The following is a 21,392-nucleotide window of genomic DNA, read 5'->3' on the forward strand; positions in this document are numbered from 1 at the left end:
TTACAACATTCCAGTCGATGCCTTCGCCCTCGGGTAAATCTTTGGGTAAATTAAACAGATTGGACCGAATCAGGCAGTCTTCAACATGACGGACAATTCTTGAGGCTGTGGGCTCTGAAACCCCGTAACTCGTCGCAACGTGAAATAAGGTTCGGTATTCCCGCCAATAGCTCAGACAGAGCAGAACCTGATCCTCCAGGCTTAACTTGGGCGGTCTGCCTTTGGCAGAGACATGCTTCTGCAATTGCTCAACCATCAAATAGAAAGTTGACCATGAGATGCCTGTGAACTGAGGATCAGAAAGCTTGTTTGAATCGATGTATTTCATCCGCAGATTATGCACGAATGCCAAGAAATCCGGAGTGCAAATATTAACCAAAAAGAAGATCGTTTTTTGATTTATGAAAGAGATCTAATAAATTCATCTTAATTCTAAAGTTCATATGAGCACTTAGGTAATTGTTTATTAAAAATATTTAGAGTATTTACTCTAAATAAAAAAATTATTTCATCAAGTTTATCTTATTAATAATCAAAAGATTAACTCTTTTCATCCTAATTATCCAAAATTGTAAACCTACAATAATCATGCATAATTTCCATGAATTTGAGATGTAGTTGTTACTTTAGAATTTAAAAAACCACTATGTCTTAAAAGTGATATATCAAGAAAAATACCATCTATTTACATAAATTTTAAAATAGATATTGAGGGAATAATCATGACACTTCGATTCAAAGTGAGTGGCATAGCACTGTTAAGTACTCTATTAATTGCATGCGGCGGCGGCGGAAGCAGTAACAGCAAGACACCAGCAACCAACTTGCCAGAAAATTTACCAGAAGCAATTTCACCAGAAATACCTGATGACTTTGTTCCTTTTACTGAATATGACTTGCTTGATAAAATCAAAGATAAACTTACCGGCCAGGAAGGTACCAGCGAACTTGCACATAACTATAATGAAGCCTTAGCCCATATGGTGGGAGAAATTTTTGCTGATTATCCCCTTGGTCGTACAGGACGTGCTGTGCAGATTTATAATCTTGGAGTAAACAGCATAAAGATTGGTAATTTAACGTGTGCTGAAGTTACAACAAATGGTAATACCAAGACACTAACCTTAAAGTCAAGTAAAGAAACTTGTATTGTTCTGGACAAGACATTTGTAGCAGGTTCTAAAATCACACAAATTAGCGATGGTGATACAACCACCGTTTCTTTTGACAATGTACGCTATGGACATAACTTGGATTTTAGTTTGAAAGATCAATATTTGATCTCTGGCTCGATTCAATATACATCTTCTAAATCAGACACAGGTCAAGAGCGTAATTACAATATTTCCAATCTGAGCTTCCAGCGTGTAAAAACAGATAGCAATAAATTGCCAGAAGGTGATATTTATAATGCTGAAAGCCGCGAGTATTTACAATTAAAAGATTATTCCTTTAGTTTAGTTGATGACTTTGGCAACGATAGTCATGCTATACGAACCTTAAATTCAAAGGGTACTGTGATCGGTCAGCCTTTAGATGCCACTTTCAGATATACCTTTAGTTTCGATACAGGTTCTACTCCATTTATCATGAAGGAAACAGTGGCAAATAATTATCATCATTTGCCTGAGGAAGGTAGTGTCAGCATAACGCATCAAAAAGGCTTATTTAACTCGCAGCTAATCACCAGGATTAGCCAAGACTCCCCGCAGTCATTGAAAGCTGGAGTGTATCTCGCTAATGAAAAAGTAGATGATATTCTTTGGTCCAATATTATTGGTAAATAACTATAAAAAACCTCATCAAATGGTGGTGAGGTTTTTATTTCAATATTTAATATCTATATTTCTTAATTGCACCAATGATCAGATTTCTAAATATTAGATTGAATTGTAGTAATATGGATCTTTATAATGTGATTTAAGCTATCCACTTTTTTTATAATAGCTTGTATTCTCTTACTTATAGTACTTATCTATTTATATAATTATGATTAAAAAAATAATACTTTTCAGCTCAATACTGATCTCATATAGTTCGATTCAAGCACAACCTAATGCAAATTTTCGGGAAGTTTCAGATTGTGATTCTGATCTGTTTAATGGAAATTTTTGCTCTAAAAGCAATATTTCAAGATACAAAGATGTATTAAAAACATCAAAGGCAAATTTTGATCACAAATTTATTTTGTTAAATACCGGCACGCTTGATTCTTTAGAACTGATTGCGTTGGATACTCAGACAGGTATTGGCTATCCGCTCAACTATCAATTTACGGGTTGGGAAGATAATAACGGCAATCTTAAAAAAAAGCCTTCCTATACTTTTTCATTAAATGATTCAAGAGTATGTCTTATGGGCTCACAATATGACGGTGACCATCCTGGTACGCATCAAACCTATAGCAATATCCGTAATTGTTTTCATATCAAAAAAGATGACAAATATACCTCTTTTGAATCGACGTATATTGATCTAGTTCAATATGAATATAATGTGCAGAAAAATGTCTGGGTGCCTTATTCAAACTAATTTTTTCTTGGGTGATCAGAACATACAAAAGAGGCTTTTCGCCCCTTCTTATATATATTTTTAAACTGCTTGAGGATCCGTCAACTCGGTCATCGGCCAACGTGGAGTTGTGGTCACAGCCAAACCATCTTGCTGTCCGGCTTTTAGACGTTGATAACCCGCAAAGGCAATCATCGCACCATTATCGGTACACAGCGCAGGTTCTGCATAGTACACGGTGGCTTTGATTTTCGCCAAGTCTGCTTCCAGGCGTTCACGTAAACGCTTGTTGGCACTTACACCACCAGCAATCACCAGACGTTTTAAGCCAGTCTGTTTCAATGCCTTCACTGATTTTTTAACAAGTGTATCGACAATGGCTTCCTGGAAGCTCGCAGCGATATCTGCATCACGTCTTTCTTCACCGAGTTTCTTCATTTGAACAGAAACTGCAGTTTTTAAACCACTGAATGAAAACTCCAAACCTTGATGCAGCATTGGACGTGGGAAAGCAAAGGCGTTCGGGTCGCCCTGCTCAGCTAGTCTGGAAATATTCGGGCCGCCCGGATATGGCAGACCCATCATTTTCGCAACTTTATCAAATGCTTCACCCGCCGCATCATCAATCGATTCACCGAGTAATTCATATTGTCCAATACCATAAGCGGCCATGAGCTGTGAGTGACCACCAGACACCAGTAATGCCACAAATGGAAATTCCGGTGGCGTTTTAGAAAGTAATGGTGCCAGCATATGACCTTCCATATGGTGCACACCAATTGCCGGTTTATTTAAGGCAAAGGCCAAAGTCCGACCAAACAGTGCGCCAGTCATTAACGCGCCCATCAGGCCCGGACCACGGGTATAGGCCACCGCATCAATTTCTGATTTTTTGATGCCACTTTGTTCAAGCAGTTCATTCAGTAAGGGAATGAGTTTACGCACATGGTCGCGCGAAGCCAGTTCTGGTACGACGCCGCCATATTCAGCATGCAGTTTAATCTGGCTGTACAGCACCTGTCCGCGCAAACCCAACTCGCTGTCATACAGCGCAAGTCCTGTTTCATCACACGACGTTTCCAAGCCTAAAACGATCATTAAACTGCCTATAACCTGTATCAAATCTATTGCAGCAACTATTATAGACTTGTGATATGAGATGTAAATGAGTAAAATACTGACCTTCACTTGTGATCGAGGGCAATTCGGCCCTGATCTTATCCATAACTTAATGAGGATTCTTCATGCCACAAGTTAAATTGAAAGAAGGCGAACCAGTAGACGTAGCTATCCGTCGTTTCAAACGTTCATGCGAAAAAGCGGGTGTTCTTGCTGACGTTCGTAAACGTGAATTCTACGAAAAACCAACTCAAGAACGTAAACGTAAAAAAGCTGCTGCTGTTAAACGCTACCAAAAGAAATTGGCGCGTGAATCAGTACGTACTACTCGCCTTTACTAAGATTAATTTGTGATTGACTGCTTGGAATAAATAATGACTACTTTAAAAAACCAGATTACTGACGTATTGAAAGCCACCATGCGTGCCAAAGATATGTCAAAGTTGACGGTCATTCGTAGTCTGCAAGCAGCAATTAAGCAAATCGAAGTCGATGAGCGTAAAGAACTTGACGATGCTCAAGTTCTTGCGGTCATTGAAAAGCAAATTAAACAACGTAAAGAATCGATCAAAGCCTTTGAAGGCGCTGGTCGAGATGATTTAGCTAGTAAGGAACAAGCCGAAGTTGAGGTTCTCTCTCAATTTCTACCAGAAGCTATGACTGAGGAAGAACTTGATTCCCTGATTGCGCAAACAATTGAAGCGCAACAAGCTACTAGCATGAAAGATATGGGTAAGGTGATGAATTCTCTGCGTCCGCTCATAGCCGGGCGCGCCGATCCTGCACAAGTTTCATCAAAAATTAAAGCAAAACTTGCTTAATTTCCCATTCTATTTCAAATCTAAATCTGCGTTGAACTGCCTCCATTCCGGACAGTTCTCAGCATTTTCTTATTTATTCTTACTGCAAATTACAATCCACATTATAACGTTTCAGCAACTGCATCTCTTTTGAAGATTTTACCTGCAGTATGACATCCTGCTTGCCTACATTTTGATACTGACGATCCAGATAAGCCCGGTTCTGATCTGCCGCTTTATATAAGCGATCCACATAGCGCTGTACAATCGCGCAAAACTGCTGATTCTGCGATGCGCTAAAACCCTGCTGCTGTGGATTTAAACCTTTTAAAAACTGGCGTGATTCTTTTTGATAATCAGTATTAATCTGTTCAACGGACTGCACGTATTCTGCAGCACTAGCCGCCAATACATTTCCGCCACACCCCAATATCAATAAACCCAATAATATTTTTTTCATAAAATAATTGAAATAAACAACTTAGCTTTGCCCGGATTGTAGCGTGATTTAGTGAACTTCGGCTATATCTACTGAAGCTAAAAATCATTAGAAAAATAGACTTAAATTTTAAACTGTCGCGTTTGCTGCATCTGTTTTAAACGCTGGCCAATCGTTGCCGATAAAGACTGATTGCCTTTGCTGATGCGTTGAGCATGTATTAAGGACTTAATCGCAGTTTCTTCATAGCCTGACCAGTACTCCACTTCAGCCCGATAACGCAAGACGTTGGCGGCTTTTATTGATGAATCAGGTGCTGCATTCGCTGCCAGTTGCATTAATCTCCAGCCACTAACATCACGGGTATTGCTATTTAAAAAGCGCTGTACTATGGTTCTGGCTTGATCAGGTTGTTTGGCACGAATTAGGGTTTCGGCATATTTATAATTTAAAGCACGGTTTTCCGGCATGATTCGTGCGGCTGAACTAATGCTTTTTAGCGCATTATCCAGCTGATTTTGCCCCAGATAAATATCAGTTTGAAATAACACCTGCAAAGGATGCATTTTATTGTGCTTTTTGGCTTGATCCAGTGCGGCTTGTGCCGCCTGAAAGTCTCCCTGCTGAAGCTGATAAGCCGTTAAAGCCAGCTGGCCAGGAAAATCATTACGTTGCACCATTAAGTTGAGCTGTTGTTCAGTGGTCTGACGTGACAGTACCCGCGTATACCATTTAATGATTTCAAAATCCTGATCATTTAAATTACGCTTAACCGCAGGCAACTGATTGGCGCGCAAACGCGCTTCACTCATACGCTCAGTAGTTAAAGGATGCGTCAGCCAGAAATCTGGCATAAAGCTTAAACGGCTAGTGGAACGATGCATCACTTCAAAGAAATCCGCCATACTGTGCGGACTATAGCCGGCAGCATACATATATTGCATCCCGATCCGGTCCGCCTCACGTTCCTGATTACGGCTATAAGTCAATTGCTGATCCAGTAGTGCTGCTTGAGAACCCATCATCACTGCTGCACCTGCATCACCATCTGCCTGTGAAGCGACTAATGCCCCCACCAGAATCCCTGCTAAGGCTAATAACCCTTGTCCTTTAAAGGTTTCTTGCGAACGACTGTAATGACGTTGTGTAACATGTGCAATTTCATGTGCCATCACCCCTGCCACTTCGTCTGTATTCCGGGCTGAATTAATCAGGCCAGCATTTAAAGCAAATAATCCGCCGGGTACTGCAAAAGCATTAATTTTCGGATCATTGATTACCATTAACCCAATCGGCTGCTGTAATTTGGTCTGACTGAGAATGTGGGAAAATATGGAAAGTAACTGATCTTCAAGCCATGGATTCTGAATCACAGGCATTTGTTTCTGGACTTGACGATAGACCTTTTCGCCGATCATTTGTTCTTTTTGCTGATCGATCAATCCGACGCCCGCACCAATATCCGGTACAGAAAATTGTGCAGCAGGCTGATTAAAATAATTATTATCACTATGTCCTGCCGTTGCACACAGACCTAACCCGCACGCCAATACCAAACGTTTCAATGAAAAATCTCTAAAATTCAGTTTCAACCTGTCTCGAATATAGCATCGAAAAATGAGCATAGATGCAGGGAAATGTTATTTAATATTACTTAGATGAACCAATCACTTGCGGATTCACCACATAGCGTGGCACCCGCCCTTCAAGTGCATCGACCAGATTCTGATAAGCCAGCTCAGCCATTTTTCGACGTGTCGCCACTGTGGCCGAACCGACATGGGGCAAGGTAATGACATTATCCAGCTCAAATAATTCTGATTCTTTTAAAGGCTCTTTCTCATAGACATCCAGCCCCGCAGCAAAGATTTGGTTGGCTTTTAAGGCTTCGATCAAAGCCTGCTCATCAATCACAGGCCCACGGGAGATATTCACCAGCACCGCATGTGGCTGCATTTGTGCCAGTTGTTCGGCTCCAATCAGAGCTTTTGATTCAGCATTTAAATCCACGGTAACCACCACGAAATCTGAACGCTGCAAAAGCTCATTCAGAGAGCAATACTGTGCACTGAGGCCTTGAGCCAATTCCGGTTTTTCATGGCGATTATGGTACAGGATATTCATATTGAAACCGTAAAACCCACGGCGTGCAACTGCTGCCCCAATATGCCCTAGTCCAATTATCCCCAGCGTTTTTCCGAAAATATCCATACCAAACTGCGCTTCACGTGTCGTGCGGTGCCATTGTCCCTGTTTGGTCCAGTGATCCAGATAAGCCACTTTGCGTGCAGCTGCCATTAACAGTGTGAATCCCAGATCTGCCGTGGTTTCAGTCAGGACATGTGGAGTATTGGTCAGATAGATATTTTTTTCATTCAGATAATCAACTGCATAGTTGTCATACCCTACACTGACACTAGAAATGATTTTAAGTCGGGTTGCTGGTGCCAGATTATCGCGATTGAGCAGTCGGCCTGCCCCAATCATGCCATCGGCATCGCGCACATGTTCCAGCAACTGTTCATGTACATTGCCCAGTTTCGGCTGTAAAGTTACTACATTAAAATTTTGTTCGAGTTTTTTCTGGACATCCTGATCGATCTGGCTAAATACAATCACTTTTTGTTTCATATGTCCCTATTCCACATCAATATTATTCTGAGTTCTCTGGCCTGTTTTGCATAAACTGCCATAAGCGTTTTTTAAGTATGGGCTGATCCAGCATTTCCTGTAAAGATGCCAGTTGAATCATTTTATTATGTGTCACATGCGGAATAGAGCCAAGGGAAATGATATTTTTTTCCAGGCTCATCATGTCCAGAAAACCCTGAATATAAGATTCAACACCCCGGCCATCTTGCAGATTCACCCAAGGAAAGGGCCAGTTCAGTTCATAAAATTCACTTTGCAGAACACGCTGGATGTTCGTCCATAAAAGCTGGGTTTGCTCGGTCATTTCTGTGGCATCGATGACAATCGTGCAATGTTCCAAGCTTAAAGCCTGCAAGTTGAATGGCGAAATATGAAGAATTTCCCGCTGTTCCTGAATTGGTGCAACCATTACTGGTACTTTACTTTTAACTTCAGCTTTTGCTTCAACTGTAACAGGCTCAGGCGCAATTAAAGGAGCTTTTTCTACCGGAGCAATCTGAGTCGGTTGTGGCAGAATGATTTCGCTATGCAATTCTGCTGGGGCCTGATCACGCCAGATCGAAACCTGATACTGCTGACATACGTCGCCCTTAGGAATCCAGATATCGATTCCTAATGTTGCCAGTATGTCACGCTGATGCCCAATCATCTTTTCTTCATCACCTATTTCAGGTCGAACATTTTAACGGGATTCGCTTTTCTTTGCCGAACTATTTCTAGCTTTTCACTCTCTATCTTGAGTCATTTTAACTCAGAATAGAAATCAATTTATAAGATTACTTTTTTCTACTGCAAGTTTGTTTATAGATCAGTTCTTGAAAGACTGGACTTAAATACATCTTATTAATTTAAAAATACTAGATAATCATCAAGCTGTTTTTCTTAAGCATTTGCTGGGTAATTTCATTGGATTCAAAGCCCAAGCGCCAGTACAAAAGCTCCATCACATCCAGCTCATCCTGAGTCATGATCCGGTCGCTCCACAGGCAAACTTCTGCAATTCCTAACATGCTCAAACGATCACGTAATAACAATCCGGCAATATCATTTAAAATCTCGGCCAAATCAATCGGCTCATCTGAGATTTCACTATACAGCTCAAGTTCTCGCGGGCTAAGAATACGATTTAAAATCTTTTCCCGAACCTCCAGCTGATTATCGCTATTAATCTGCTGCACATGCAGCAAGGCATCAATCAGACGTACAATCTGTGGTTTGACCTCATCTAAAGACGTTGGCGTATGCATCGGCAGTAAATTCAGTTCATACTTCACCCGCTCTAGCAATAAGGCATCCAGCAAACCGATTTCACCATCTTCCTGAATAATCCTTGCCAGCTTCATTAAAAACTGCCGTGCCACCGTGGTTGGCATTCCACCAATATTTTTACAGGCTTGCTGGAAAATCGAGATATGTACCCGTCCATCCAGATTTAATAATGAATCAATAATCGCACGACTGACTTCTGCCTCGGTTGGAATAAATTCACGATATTGCCGGATCATCAGAATCGCGACCATCACCTCACGTGAACCGGTCGAAGTTTGCAAAGCACGCTCAATCAGTTCCGGACGCGGCATATTGGCACGTAGTTCAGGATTCAATGGCTTGATGGCATCTTTAATGGCGAAGCTAATTGGGGACAAACGCAATAAAGGTAAAGGCTGTGGGGATTCCCAGACTGCTGTGCTTTCAGGTACAACATCTTCCAGTGAGCGAAACAGACTAAACAAAGGCTGATTTTTTAATTTCTTCAGATTTTCAAGCTGCAGATCTTGAATCAAGGCAGGATTTAATTCATAAATACGCTGATTAATATTTGGATGAATATTCAGCCAGTTCTGTGGACTTAAAGAATTGGCAAAACACATATGCGAAATGGATTCGGCATATTCACTATAAATCTGTGAACCTGAATGATGCACATGAATGCGCAATAAAGTCTGAATATTGGCATCATTCTGAATCAGGCGTCGGGTTTTCTGGTCATTTTTATAGGTACGTCCGCCCAATGAAATATATTTAATAAAACGTGTAATCAAAATACCCAAGCTGCCAATCAACCAGATGACTGCTCCGATTGAGACATAGAAGGTTTCAAACTTGTTTTCCCGAGGTACATCATTTCGATAAAACCCCAACTTCGCAATCTTGCTGCCCCACTGGCTAAAAGTGGTCAGACTGCTATATAGAATTTTCAGGCGGGTATTTTCAGCTGTTTCACCAGATAGAATCTTGTTAAATTCATGACTGAGCAAGCCATAAAGTTCAATTTCATCAAGAGTTTGTAATGCACCCCAAGTCAGAATAATAGCAGTATCACGTGGACTAAAACCCGCTGTTAATGCATTGACCCCCACTTCATTCGGCAGGACATACATAGCTGGCGGTTCAATCAGGAACGTATCTGCCAGTTGAGTATTGATCCGTAGTGCAGCACTTTCTTCCGGAATACTTTCCATTTGGTTCAGTCGACGCGCGCCCATTTGCTGGGCTAAAGAATAGCCGCCGGCACGAAACGTATAAAATTCATAGATGACCGAAATAATCATCAAGAACAAAACCAGTGCTACCAGATAAGGACTAAGGACATGCCACCATATCGACTGGCTAGGATCAGCATAGAAAACAAACAGGCCAACCACTGTATTGATAATCAGAACTGTTAATAGTATCGCAATCAGACAAAAGCTGGCTAGCAATAGCATATTCTTGTTTTTGACCAAAGCATATCCTACGCTTTTCAATCTACCACCCTAACTGATCTGGTCTTTCCTTGGGCTCATCATAAAACAAAAAAGCGGGAAATTCCCGCTTTTTCATCATGATTTTAATTGCTTAGACTTCGCGTACACCGGTCAGGTCAACTGATGCTGCATCAATATTCACATCAATAAAATTGTCGCCTTTTTTGGCGCCATCACTGCGTTTTTGCTCTAATTGATCGAGGTATTCAGCATTGATTCCACCTGCGACATACACACCATCAAATACAGAACAGTCAAATTCACGCAAATGAGGAACTTTTTTGGTACGTACTGCATCTTTCAGGTCTTCCAGATCTTGGAAAATCAGACGGTCAGCACCAATGATTTCACGGATTTCTTCTACACTGCGTTCAGAAGCGATCAGTTCAGATTTCGCCGGCATATCAATACCGTATACGTTTGGATATTTCACCATAGGTGCCGCAGAAGCGAAGAATACTTTTTTCGCACCCGCATCACGTGCCATCTGAATAATTTCATTACAAGTCGTACCACGCACAATCGAGTCATCGACCAGTAGAACGTTTTTGCCCTGGAACTCGAGCTCAACCGGGTTCAGTTTTTGACGTACTGATTTTTTACGCAGTTGCTGACCTGGCATAATGAAGGTACGACCGATATAACGGTTTTTCATGAAACCTTCACGGAATTTCACACCTAGCATATTGGCTAATTCTAATGCCGAAGTACGCGAAGTATCCGGAATTGGAATCACCACATCGATGTCATGCTCATCGCCCCACTCGCGCAGGATTTTTTGTGCCAGTTTCTCACCCATTTTCAGGCGGGCTTTATAGACAGAGATCCCATCAATGGTTGCATCTGGACGGGCAAAGTACACATATTCAAAAATACATGGACGATATTCTGGATTCGCTGCACATTGCTGGGTAAAGAAGTTACCGTCAGAATCAATGAAAACTGCTTCACCTGGTTCGATATCACGTTCAACCTTAAAGCCTAGTGCCGTAATCGCTACAGATTCAGAAGCAATGATATATTCCATACCATTTTCTGTTTCGCGCGAACCGTAAATTAATGGACGGATACCGTTTGGATCACGGAAGCCTACCAGACCTTGACCGGTAATCATCGCAACAACGGCATAACCACCTTTACAACGCTCATGTACACGCGTTACAGCCTGGAAAATATCTTCAGATGTTGGTACCAGCTTGCCACGTTTTTGTAATTCGTGCGCCAGTACGTTTAGTAGCACTTCTGAATCTGAATCAGTATTCATGTGACGCAGGTCAGTTTTGAACAGGTCATCATGAATTTCTTCAGCATTGGTCAGGTTACCATTATGCGCCAGTGTAATCCCATAAGGTGAGTTTACGTAGAATGGTTGCGCTTCGGCACTGCTTGAAGTACCCGCCGTTGGGTAACGCACATGACCAATACCATAATTACCCTGTAAAGCACGCATATGACGGGTATGGAATACATCACGGACCATACCGACATCTTTACGCAGGAACAGGCGGCCTTCCTGACAAGTCACAATCCCAGCTGCATCTTGTCCACGATGTTGTAACATCGTTAATGCATCAAACAACATTTGGTTAACAGGTGATTTACCAGCTATACCAACTACTCCACACATAGCAACCTCGCAGACAAGCTAGGATTAATAAAAAGGATTATTCGTTGACGCATCTGAACTCTTGGCCTTGGATGCCGGTTCAGATGAGGAATCTGAAGGTTTCTGTGCCCCTTCAGACTTGATATGTTGCAGGGCGCCATTTGCGGCTTCTTTGGAGAGCTCTGTTGCCCAAGGCGCATATGGCAATAAGACCTGTATAAATTTAGACTGCTTCCAGTGCGGCGAACTTTCCACCCACGGACCAATACCCTGCATGGTAATCAGGACAATCAGCAAACCTTTCAGGCTGCCGAAAACACCGCCCGCAAGACGATTCAGCGGACCAAGTTTCAGGGTTTTTAAAATGAGGTTGAGCAGAAAGGTGACAATCCAGGTGAGTACCACAATCATCAGAACGATAAAGGCAAAGGCTGCAATCTTCTGTACCACTGGATCTGTACTGAGAGCAACCATTGAGGGCGCAAGTAGTGTTGAATATTTCGCCGCAATAATCAAGGCAAAAATCCATCCCACTAAGTTCGCAAAGGCTTTAATAAATCCTTGGCGCAAACCGTTGAGCCCTCCAATGAGCAAGATAATCAGTAGAAAGATATCAATGGCATTCATAGGATTTAAAGCGCGGCTACACAGTCTTTAACCAGTTCCGGCCCAGTATATATGAGGCCACTATAGACTTGTACAAGGCTTGCACCAGCTTTTTTCTTGGCCAGCGCATCCGCACCTGAAAGAATACCACCCACACCAATCAATGGAATTTGTCCCTTTAATTCCTCTGCAAATGCAGCCAGACATGCCGTGCTTTTCTCAAAGACTGGCGCGCCTGATAAACCGCCCGCTTCTTCTGCATGCTCCAGACCTTCCACACCTTCACGTGACAATGTGGTATTGGTCACGATCAGACCATCAATCTTGTATTGCAATAACTGCTTGGCAATAAAGGCAATATCTTCAGCTTCAAGATCCGGTGCAACTTTTAATACCAGAGGAACGTAATGCTGATGTTCCTGAGCCAGTTCCAGCTGACGATTCTTCAGCGTTTCCAGCAATTCAGTCAGTGCATCGCCACTTTGTAAACTGCGCAGGTTCTTGGTATTTGGAGAAGAAATATTAACGGTGATATAGGAAGCATAATTATAGACTTTTTCTAAACAAATAAGGTAATCATCTACTGCTTTTTCTACCGGAGTATCAGCGTTTTTACCGATATTGATTCCCAGTACACCTTTAAATTTTGCAGCTTTAACGTTTTCAATCAGTTTGTCCACACCATCATTATTAAAACCCATACGGTTAATAATCGCTTTGGCTTTCGGAAGACGGAATAAACGTGGATGAGGATTACCAGGTTGCGGGCGTGGAGTAATGGTACCAATTTCAATAAAACCAAAGCCTTGACTGGCCAAGGCATCAATATAGGCACCATTTTTATCTAACCCTGCTGCAAGACCGACCGGATTAGGAAATTCGATTCCCATACAGGTCACAGGTTTCACAGCAACATTTTGACGCATCATGCCCATTTTATGGGATGATTTTAATAGTGATAGTGTCAGCTCATGTGCACGCTCTGGTGCTAAAGAAAACAACAAAGGGCGGGCTAGAGAATACAACATATCTAGAAAAGTCTACTGCTTTTTAAGTCGGCATATTATAGGCATAGGCTGACAAAAAAACCATGCTTTGCAAATCTTTATTTTTACCAGTTATTGCACAGTCGCTGTTAATTTAATCTGCCCTGCTTCATTATTTAGTTCCATTTTCTCGATACTTAGCCCCATTTGTGCCAACTGTGTCAGGAAGTTGGCCAGCACAGAATAATTTTCATGAGACAGCATCAACTGAATTTTTCCATCCATTTGCTGTGATGCGACCGACAGCCCTTGTTGCTGAGCAATACGCTGCACTTTTTCTGCTGCATCTAATTGCAAGTCTCCTGCCGGCTTCATAGTAACAGCATTGCTTTGCATCCAGACCAGCGTATCTTTTAGATCATTTAAACGTTTCTGCTGGGTATCTGCTGCCTGATGCATTGCCCAGAGTGCACTCGCAACAGCGGTCACCAGCACAAAGATTGTGGTAAAGATTACCAGAATGCGTTCACGTGCTGACAAACGATCCAGATAATCGGTCAGTTTTTCAATTTGCAGATCCATGCGGTTCTGTAAGGTTTCAATAGCTTTCATTATTGTATTTTCACCAGTCCTACGGCGCCTGTTCCATTCGCCTGTATATTCCCCAATTCTACTTTAAAGCCTTGCTGCCCCAGTTGCTTGGTCAAAGTATTTAAACTCTCAGATGAATTGGACTGTAACTGCAGACTCAATCCAGACGGATCATAATTGACACGCTGTGCCACAATCTGGTTTTGCATCAACACCGGCCCGACTCGGCTAATGAGCTGCAAAGCCTGAGTATCCGCAGTCTGACTTTGACGAAGCTGGGCTTCAAACTGACTTTTAATATTCTGCTCAGTGACCGGATAATTCTGTCCGAACCAGTATTTAAACTGATCAATCGCCTGCATCGCAGTGGTATTGGCGACTTTCTTATATTGGTACCAGCGCACTGCATCGTAAGTGAACTGCAATACCAGAATCCCAAGAAAAACCGCCGCACAGGCTTTCCAGTAACCAGAAACAGTATGATCCGATTTACCCTTTGGTAGGATATTAAATGGATGCTGTTTCGGTTTTTTCAGCATTGGCAACGTATATTGGAACGAGTTTAATTGTTCACGTGTTGCTACCGCTTCTAAACTGCTCATTTGTTCAGGGCTGAGATTGCTAACCTGATATTCCAGATCTTTGGGCTGAAAATCCAGATAAAGGCTCAGATCATCCACTGACTGGCCGATATATTCAGCTTCACGTACCAGCAAATGCCCACCAATTTGTGCAATAACGCGCTGCTGCGCATGTTCAGGCACTGGCAAAACCAGAAAGTCTGGCAATAATGCAGCGAGTTTAACAGGAATCAAATTCAGGGCATGCTGCAAAGTTTCAACTGTAGAATTTGCAATCCCCAGAATACTGATCTGGTCAGGCTGCTGAAAATGATGCAGCACTTTCATGGTATCGACAGGCAGTACTACATATTCTTCTAACAGATATTTAATGCCATCATTGCCCATTTTTTTATATTGGCTCTTTGGCAAAGTCTGCTGCAAAATTTGCACATGACGACTTGGAAAAAAGACCGTCGCCTCTACACCATGATAAGCCTGAATATCCTGAATCAGCTGCTCAAGTGTTGCAGCAGTGTTCCAGAACTCCCCCTTTGACCATTGCCAAACCCCATTGGCTTCCGGCATCCATAAATACAACATCGATTGTGTTCTACCGTTTTAATTGGTTTTTATACTGTTGGAATAAAGCTTTTAACTTGTGTTGATAAGCCTGGTGCAATCACGGCCTGATCATAAATACGTGCTTCTGATAAATGAAATGGATGAAAAGACTCAGTCACGAGAATGGAGGCAATATGCGCCACAACATTCATATGACAAACCACCGCAATGGACTCATACGGCAACTGCGATAACCATTCAACTGCAACTTTAGCATCATCATCAGGCTTGATCGTATTACAGATCACCACGGGCACATCTTTAAAATAGTGCTGTAAATGCGCCAGAGTTTCCTGCGCACGCAATAAAGGACTGACCACAAATACTTCCGGTTTAATGATGTCCTTTAAATACTGCGCTGTCTGTTCCGCCTGTTGATGCCCGCGTTCCGTTAGGGGACGTTTGCTATCATTCCCACTCACTGGTGGCGCGGCTTCGCCATGTCGCACTAAAGTCAGTTGCATCTTATTCCCTATTTATTTTGTCGCTACGGTCATCAGTCAGCATTATAATCATCGCTCTTCCTGTGTTATAGATCAGACTTGATGATGTGGCAAGACAAATTCCACATCACTGCGATGACCATTTTTCATCAAAGATAAAGCGATCGTCAGCGGCGGCGCTCCTTCAAAGATCACTTCATACAAGGCAGTTGTAATCGGCATATAAACATCCAGCTCTTCTGAACGCGCTTTTACCTGCACAATGGTGTTGATCCCTTCCGCAGTTTGACCCAGTTCAGTCGTCGCCTGCTCTAAGGTTTTACCCTTACCTAATGCATAACCAACCTGATAGTTACGACTCAGCGGACTGTTACAAGTGGCAAATAGATCACCTACACCAGAAAGCCCCAAGAAAGTTAGCGGATTTGCACCCAGCTTGACTGCAAATCGGCTCATTTCCGCTAGAGCACGGGTCAGAATCATACTCTTGGTATTTTCACCGACATTATAGGCAGCCGCCATTCCCATCGCGACCGCATAAATATTTTTCAATGCGCCACCCAGTTCTACGCCATGCACATCATCACTGGCAAAGACACGAAATAATGCACTATGGAGTGCCTGTTGCACTGCATAACGTACCAGTTCAGATTCACTGGCAATCACCGTACCTGCCGGCTGACCTGCGACAATTTCTTTGGCCAGGTTTGGACCAGACAGCACACCATAAGGCACTTCCGGTAGTTCTTCACGAATGATGTCACTCATAAAGCTGAAGGTATTGGCCTCAATCCCTTTTGTCAGGGAAATCACCGCTTGAGAGGTTATAAAGGGCTTGATCTGCTGCAACACATCACGGAAAGAATGGCTTGGAATCGCGACTAGAATAATATCGCGATCACGAACAGCCTTCTCCAGATCGGACACAGCAAGCAGATTTTCTTCCAGCTTAAAATCCGGTAGATAGCGTTTATTGATATGTGTTGCATTAATATCTTCAGCTACTTCCGGATCACGAATCCAGATCATGGTATCGCAGCCATTTCGAACCGCGGTATTGGCCATCGCAGTACCAAAACTACCACCGCCTAAAACTGTAATTCTTAAAGCCGTATTCTGGTTGACCACTACCGGTTCAATCAAATCGGTAAAATTTAATTCTGACATCTTGTTTTCTAATATCCTGTGTCTTGAAATGCCTTAGTTTTGATTCCAATAACTTACATAATTCTGGGTTTGGATTTCAGCACGTGGTGCAATCGCTTTTGCCGCCGTACCGATATAGATAATGCCAGAAACCAGATCATCCTTACCAATGCCGAGCGACTGCTTGAAAAATTTTGATTCTACTACTGCGCCACTACGCCACATAGTTGAAAAACCTTGAGCCTGCAAAGACAGCAAGAAGTTTTGAATAGCGGCACCTGAACTCAAAATCTGCTCAAAATGTGGCACTTTCGGATGATCCTGCAAACGGGTTAATGCCAGTACCAGCAAAGGTGCACGAAAAGGATGATTCTTGACCCGTTCAATCTGAGCTGATTCAGTTTGACCCAGATCTATCAGTGCTTGCGATAACAGTTCACCAAATGCTTCACGTTGCGCATCCGGGATGATCACAAAAGTGGTAGGTTTTAACCGGTGATGATCCGGTGCTGTCAAAGCAGCTTTAAATGCCATTTCTAACTGTTCTGCATTCGGCGCAGGTGCCAGCAAATGTCCTATTGATTGACGTTGGTGAATATTTTGATGAACGATGTCGACCACAGATTCCGTCATTGCTTTATAGATCTATAACTTAAAAACTACGGTCAAGATTAGCATATTCCACTAGTAATACTCTAGAAACTTGCAAATACCTCTACCTTGAAAATATTTAAGGAAGATTACAATATTTTCTATGGAATCAATAAAAGGTCTCTTTCATTCACTTTTCTCTCATAGAGCAACATCAAAAATTGCCAAACTTATACAACAGCTCCTAATTCTGTGCTTTTTACTGTGTTTCAATATTCCCAGTTCTGTTTTCAAGCGAGATTTTATGATGAAAAAAACAATTGCGATCAGCGGATTAGCAGCTTCAGCTCTACTTTTAACTGCCTGTGCATCTAACCCGACTTCAGTGGCGGTTCAAAAGGAAAATAATCAGTTTGAAGTAACAGGATTAGGTAAAAACCAGTTAACCTCTAAAAATAATGCAGTGAATGCCGCCAGCAAAACCTGTGGCTCCAAAGCAACTGCGATTATTCTGGATGAAAAAACTTCTTATAATGGTGCACTAAAAGGTGTAGTCGATGAACAGACCGGACAAATGATTCAGGCTGCTGCGACTGTATTAGGCAATATTGCCGGCACCAACACCGGATTGAACCAGAATGATGATTATCAGACTGTTTTAACGTTCCGCTGTGAAGCAAAATAAGCTTCAACATGTGCAGTAATAAAAAACCGCTCTTTAAGAGCGGTTTTTTTGCAGTTTAGATTAGCAATAGCCTTCCAAACGGGTCAGCGGTAATTTTTGTCCAATCGCTTTTTCAATCTCTGGCAAATAGAACGCATCATCTTCCGCCAGGAAACTGATACTTACACCACGCGTTCCCGCACGACCAGTACGACCAATACGGTGTACGTAATCATCGGACTGTTCAGGTAAAGTGAAGTTAATCACATGAGATACGCCATCCACATGAATACCACGACCGGCAACGTCTGTCGCAATCATGATGTTATGTTTACCATTTTTGAACTGGTCTAACATTTTTAAGCGTTTGTCTTGGGCAATTTCACCTGACAGCATTACCACCTTATAACCATCACGTTTTAAATGATCATATAGCTTACGTACCTGATCACGACGGTTAGCGAAAATCATGACCTTTTCAATCGGCTCATCACGCAGAATGTCTTGCAGCAACTTATATTTGTCTGCTTTCGCCACCATATACACACGCTGTTCTACGTCGGCATTGGTTTTTTTCTCTGGCTCAATTTCGACAGTGACCGGTTCAAATAACCATTGCTGTGCCAGATTCAAGACATCATAGCTAAAAGTTGCAGAGAACATCAGCGTCTGACGCTGCTCTTTGCGTGGCGAGAAACGCACAATACGTTTTACTGATGGAATAAAACCCATATCCAGTAGACGGTCAGCTTCATCAATCACCAGGAATTCAATCTGGTCTAGCCAGACTTCTTTTTGCTCGACAAAATCAATCAGACGCCCTGGAGTAGCAACCATGATATCCACTGGCGCTTTATCCAATTGAGCTTTCTGCTTGTCAAAATCTACACCACCTAGAAGTGTTACGACACTCAGGTCAGTAAACTTGGTCAGCTCATGTGCATCGCTTTCAATCTGTAATGCCAGCTCACGAGTGGGTGCCAAAATCAGAGCACGCGGTTCACCACGATAACGCTGTTCTTTTACCGGATTATTCAGCAAGTCATTAATCACGCTAATCAGGAATGCGGCTGTTTTACCCGTACCCGTTTGTGCACGACCAATAGCATCATGTCCTGCCAAGGTGAATTTTAAAACCTTCTGCTGAATCGGCGTCATGGAAGTAAAGCCTAAAGCATCAATTGCCTTTTTCAGTTGGGGATGTAAATTTAAGGTTTCAAAACCAGATGACATAAAGCGCTGCTCTAATTTGATAATCACTAAGATGGAATAGTATAAACAAAAAACGCCCCAATTTATATTGGGGCGTTTATTAGCTTAATCCGAAGATTAGTCTAATGGTTGAACTTCTTCAGCTTGGAAGCCTTTTTGGCCTTTAACTACACTGAATTCAACACGTTGGCCGTCACGAAGTGAACGGTGGCCTTCGCCTTGGATTGCACGGAAATGAACGAATACGTCATCACCGCCGTTGCGTTGAATAAAGCCGAAGCCTTTAGTGTCGTTGAACCATTTAACTACGCCTTGTTCACGAGCAGCTGTCATAAGTTAATCCTCATTGATACTAAAAAAAGGACCACCCGGTGTTGCAAACAGCAGAGCAAACAAGTTTGAAAATATTATTTTTAAGCTTGTAATCATTCTGTAAAACTATTAACAAAATCCCGGTTACATCCATTGTGTATAGGGCGAAAAACAATCAATTTGTTTATCTGAAATCCTAAATACGCAACGAGCTTAACATGGGTTTATGACAATTAATAGATATTTTTTAGCTTTGTTCCTTTTGATTTAGTTATTTTTTTCACAATATATATCAGAAAAATTATATATATTATTTCATGTAACTTTTTAGCTAAATAGTTGGGTTTTGGCATCCTATTTGCTAATATTTATAGCCTTTTTTTGCGATATGAATAAAACGGAAATGAGTGATAACCACGGTCAAGCGCATATTATAGATGCCATGGGTAAACCCTGTCCGATGCCGCTCCTGATGTTAAAGCGTGCATTAAAAGCAGATCAGGGCAAAACATTCTTGCTAAAGTCATCAGATCCACATAGTCAAACTGATGTTACACGATATTGCCAAATGCATCAGTTAAAATGCGAATCTCAACAGATTTCTGCAACTGAGTATCACTACCTGATTGAATCTTAAAAATTTTCAATTAAACTGGATGCTCTCCATACTCGTATAAAAGTTTACATTTCTCTACCCAAATATCCATTATTTGAGGAGAGTTTGGATTAAGATAAAACCTAGTTAAGGGTTAAATCCCCCGCACTTCAAGGAGAACACATGAGTGACAGCCGCAATCAATTGATGCCCCTGTCATTATCGGCGCCAGGTGTCAATCTTGGTGCTTATATTAGCACTGTCAATCAAATTCCTATTTTAACGGCCGAACAAGAAAAAGAGTTGGCTGAACGCTATTACTACGACCAAGACCTGGACGCAGCAAAAATGCTGGTCATGTCTCATTTGCGTTTCGTAGTGCATATTGCACGTAGTTATGCAGGTTATGGGCTGCCTCAAGGTGACCTGATACAGGAAGGCAACCTTGGCCTGATGAAAGCTGTTAAACGTTTTGACCCGAGTATGGGCGTACGTCTGGTGTCATTTGCGGTGCACTGGATCAAAGCTGAAATTCATGAATATGTAATTCGTAACTGGCGTATTGTCAAAATTGCGACCACTAAAGCGCAGCGTAAACTGTTCTTCAATTTACGTAGTCTGAAAAAGTCTTCTAAAAAGTTAACGCTTGAAGAAGCTCAGTCGATTGCCAATGACCTGAATGTAACACCAGAACAGGTGTTGGAAATGGAAGGCCGATTGACGGCTTATGATGCAGCATTTGAAGCATCAGGTGACGATGATGACGAAAATTCAACTCACGTTGCTCCAGCACTATATCTGGAAGACAACCGTTATGACCCGGCACGTCTGATTGAAAATGAAGACTATGAGGAACAAAGCACCTCTGCCCTGCATGAAGCGATGGAACAGTTAGATGACCGTTCCCGTAATATCTTGCAGCGTCGCTGGCTGGATGATGAAAAATCAACCTTGCATGAACTGGCAGCTGAATATAATGTTTCCGCCGAACGTATCCGTCAGCTTGAAAAGAATGCAATGGAAAAGATTAAAGTAGCAATGTCTTCAAACTGATGTATTGAATTAATAAACTACTAATCTTAAGAAAAAGCCTTCATATATGAAGGCTTTTTTTGTCTTTTAATGCCGTGTTTCAGCCTTAGCTTTTATGCTAAGGTTAAGCGCAAACTTTATTGGGAAGGTCAATTC

General features: G+C 42.0%; 24 protein-coding genes. 7 read left to right on the plus strand and 17 right to left on the minus strand.

The window, feature by feature from the left end:
* On the minus strand, positions 1-379 hold a 379-nt coding region (locus tag FTV14_RS06020; protein ID WP_180053540.1), incomplete at its 3' end, for a transposase family protein.
* 343 nt (positions 380-722) lie between these two features.
* Here FTV14_RS06020 and FTV14_RS06025 point away from each other — a divergent pair.
* Positions 723-1,787 (plus strand): hypothetical protein, encoded by a 1,065-nt coding sequence (locus FTV14_RS06025; protein WP_180053541.1) that lies wholly within the window; start codon positions 723-725, stop codon positions 1,785-1,787.
* Between the two features lie 202 nt (positions 1,788-1,989).
* On the plus strand, positions 1,990-2,532 hold the full coding sequence (locus FTV14_RS06030; RefSeq protein WP_048882070.1) for a hypothetical protein: 543 nt from the start codon (positions 1,990-1,992) through the stop codon (positions 2,530-2,532).
* A 60-nt stretch (positions 2,533-2,592) separates the two neighbouring features.
* Here the strand turns inward: FTV14_RS06030 and tsaD are convergent, their stop codons facing one another.
* Positions 2,593-3,609 carry a tRNA (adenosine(37)-N6)-threonylcarbamoyltransferase complex transferase subunit TsaD gene (tsaD, locus tag FTV14_RS06035; protein WP_180053542.1) on the minus strand — a complete coding sequence of 339 codons (1,017 nt, stop codon included), beginning with the start codon at positions 3,607-3,609 and terminating at the stop codon, positions 2,593-2,595.
* A 146-nt stretch (positions 3,610-3,755) separates the two neighbouring features.
* On the opposite strand from tsaD, the gene rpsU reads away from it, so the two are divergent.
* Together rpsU and FTV14_RS06045 are read left to right on the plus strand one after the other, a co-directional pair.
* Entirely contained in the window at positions 3,756-3,971 is a 216-nt protein-coding gene (rpsU, locus tag FTV14_RS06040; RefSeq protein ID WP_001136722.1) for a 30S ribosomal protein S21, read from the plus strand.
* A 33-nt stretch (positions 3,972-4,004) separates the two neighbouring features.
* The gene (locus FTV14_RS06045; RefSeq protein ID WP_180053543.1) at positions 4,005-4,451 is read left to right on the plus strand and encodes a GatB/YqeY domain-containing protein; all 447 of its coding nucleotides are present in this window, start codon (positions 4,005-4,007) and stop codon (positions 4,449-4,451) included.
* 79 nt (positions 4,452-4,530) lie between these two features.
* Here the strand turns inward: FTV14_RS06045 and FTV14_RS06050 are convergent, their stop codons facing one another.
* The 13 genes from FTV14_RS06050 to FTV14_RS06110 all read right to left on the minus strand — a co-directional run bounded on the left by FTV14_RS06050 (position 4,531) and on the right by FTV14_RS06110 (position 17,463).
* Positions 4,531-4,890: a hypothetical protein gene (locus tag FTV14_RS06050; RefSeq protein WP_180003691.1), complete on the minus strand. Its 360-nt coding sequence runs from the start codon at positions 4,888-4,890 to the stop codon at positions 4,531-4,533.
* Between the two features lie 101 nt (positions 4,891-4,991).
* Positions 4,992-6,434 carry a M48 family metalloprotease gene (locus FTV14_RS06055; RefSeq protein WP_180053544.1) on the minus strand — a complete coding sequence of 481 codons (1,443 nt, stop codon included), beginning with the start codon at positions 6,432-6,434 and terminating at the stop codon, positions 4,992-4,994.
* A gap of 85 nt (positions 6,435-6,519) precedes the next feature.
* Entirely contained in the window at positions 6,520-7,500 is a 981-nt protein-coding gene (locus FTV14_RS06060; RefSeq protein WP_180053545.1) for a D-glycerate dehydrogenase, read from the minus strand.
* A gap of 22 nt (positions 7,501-7,522) precedes the next feature.
* Positions 7,523-8,170 carry a hypothetical protein gene (locus FTV14_RS06065; RefSeq protein WP_180053546.1) on the minus strand — a complete coding sequence of 216 codons (648 nt, stop codon included), beginning with the start codon at positions 8,168-8,170 and terminating at the stop codon, positions 7,523-7,525.
* Positions 8,171-8,378: 208 nt separating this feature from the next.
* The gene (locus tag FTV14_RS06070) at positions 8,379-10,268 is read right to left on the minus strand and encodes a M48 family metalloprotease (protein WP_180053547.1); all 1,890 of its coding nucleotides are present in this window, start codon (positions 10,266-10,268) and stop codon (positions 8,379-8,381) included.
* Between the two features lie 91 nt (positions 10,269-10,359).
* Positions 10,360-11,895, minus strand: a complete 1,536-nt coding sequence (gene purF / locus FTV14_RS06075; protein WP_004782444.1) for an amidophosphoribosyltransferase — start codon at positions 11,893-11,895, stop codon at positions 10,360-10,362.
* 24 nt (positions 11,896-11,919) lie between these two features.
* The gene (locus FTV14_RS06080; RefSeq protein ID WP_180053548.1) at positions 11,920-12,501 is read right to left on the minus strand and encodes a CvpA family protein; all 582 of its coding nucleotides are present in this window, start codon (positions 12,499-12,501) and stop codon (positions 11,920-11,922) included.
* A gap of 5 nt (positions 12,502-12,506) precedes the next feature.
* The gene (locus FTV14_RS06085) at positions 12,507-13,508 is read right to left on the minus strand and encodes a quinone-dependent dihydroorotate dehydrogenase (protein WP_005235085.1); all 1,002 of its coding nucleotides are present in this window, start codon (positions 13,506-13,508) and stop codon (positions 12,507-12,509) included.
* A gap of 90 nt (positions 13,509-13,598) precedes the next feature.
* Complete coding sequence (gene gspM, locus FTV14_RS06090; RefSeq protein WP_004782448.1) at positions 13,599-14,078, minus strand: type II secretion system protein GspM; 480 nt, start codon at positions 14,076-14,078, stop codon at positions 13,599-13,601.
* Entirely contained in the window at positions 14,078-15,220 is a 1,143-nt protein-coding gene (gene gspL, locus FTV14_RS06095) for a type II secretion system protein GspL (RefSeq protein WP_180053549.1), read from the minus strand. The genes gspM and gspL overlap by 1 nt, the downstream gene beginning before the upstream one ends.
* Positions 15,221-15,249: 29 nt before the next feature.
* Positions 15,250-15,705 carry a histidine phosphatase family protein gene (locus FTV14_RS06100; protein ID WP_159123892.1) on the minus strand — a complete coding sequence of 152 codons (456 nt, stop codon included), beginning with the start codon at positions 15,703-15,705 and terminating at the stop codon, positions 15,250-15,252.
* 72 nt (positions 15,706-15,777) lie between these two features.
* A complete protein-coding gene (locus FTV14_RS06105; RefSeq protein WP_034704062.1) occupies positions 15,778-16,851 on the minus strand; it encodes an NAD(P)H-dependent glycerol-3-phosphate dehydrogenase in 1,074 nt (357 codons plus the stop codon).
* 33 nt (positions 16,852-16,884) lie between these two features.
* On the minus strand, positions 16,885-17,463 hold the full coding sequence (locus tag FTV14_RS06110) for a nitroreductase family protein (RefSeq protein ID WP_034169994.1): 579 nt from the start codon (positions 17,461-17,463) through the stop codon (positions 16,885-16,887).
* Positions 17,464-17,728: 265 nt separating this feature from the next.
* On the opposite strand from FTV14_RS06110, the gene FTV14_RS06115 reads away from it, so the two are divergent.
* The gene (locus FTV14_RS06115) at positions 17,729-18,106 is read left to right on the plus strand and encodes a hypothetical protein (RefSeq protein WP_171505595.1); all 378 of its coding nucleotides are present in this window, start codon (positions 17,729-17,731) and stop codon (positions 18,104-18,106) included.
* 60 nt (positions 18,107-18,166) lie between these two features.
* Here FTV14_RS06115 and rhlB read toward each other — a convergent pair whose 3' ends face one another.
* Positions 18,167-19,318: an ATP-dependent RNA helicase RhlB gene (gene rhlB / locus FTV14_RS06120; RefSeq protein ID WP_004782458.1), complete on the minus strand. Its 1,152-nt coding sequence runs from the start codon at positions 19,316-19,318 to the stop codon at positions 18,167-18,169.
* A gap of 96 nt (positions 19,319-19,414) precedes the next feature.
* On the minus strand, positions 19,415-19,630 hold the full coding sequence (locus FTV14_RS06125; protein WP_004782461.1) for a cold-shock protein: 216 nt from the start codon (positions 19,628-19,630) through the stop codon (positions 19,415-19,417).
* A gap of 382 nt (positions 19,631-20,012) precedes the next feature.
* Between FTV14_RS06125 and FTV14_RS06130 the strand changes: the two genes are divergently transcribed.
* Positions 20,013-20,246 carry a sulfurtransferase TusA family protein gene (locus tag FTV14_RS06130; protein ID WP_175968201.1) on the plus strand — a complete coding sequence of 78 codons (234 nt, stop codon included), beginning with the start codon at positions 20,013-20,015 and terminating at the stop codon, positions 20,244-20,246.
* Positions 20,247-20,387: 141 nt separating this feature from the next.
* Entirely contained in the window at positions 20,388-21,257 is an 870-nt protein-coding gene (gene rpoH, locus FTV14_RS06135) for an RNA polymerase sigma factor RpoH (RefSeq protein WP_004782464.1), read from the plus strand.
* Positions 21,258-21,392: the final 135 nt, after the last annotated feature.

The sequence above is a fragment of the Acinetobacter sp. YH12236 genome (assembly GCF_013417645.1).
Lineage (GTDB): Bacteria > Pseudomonadota > Gammaproteobacteria > Pseudomonadales > Moraxellaceae > Acinetobacter.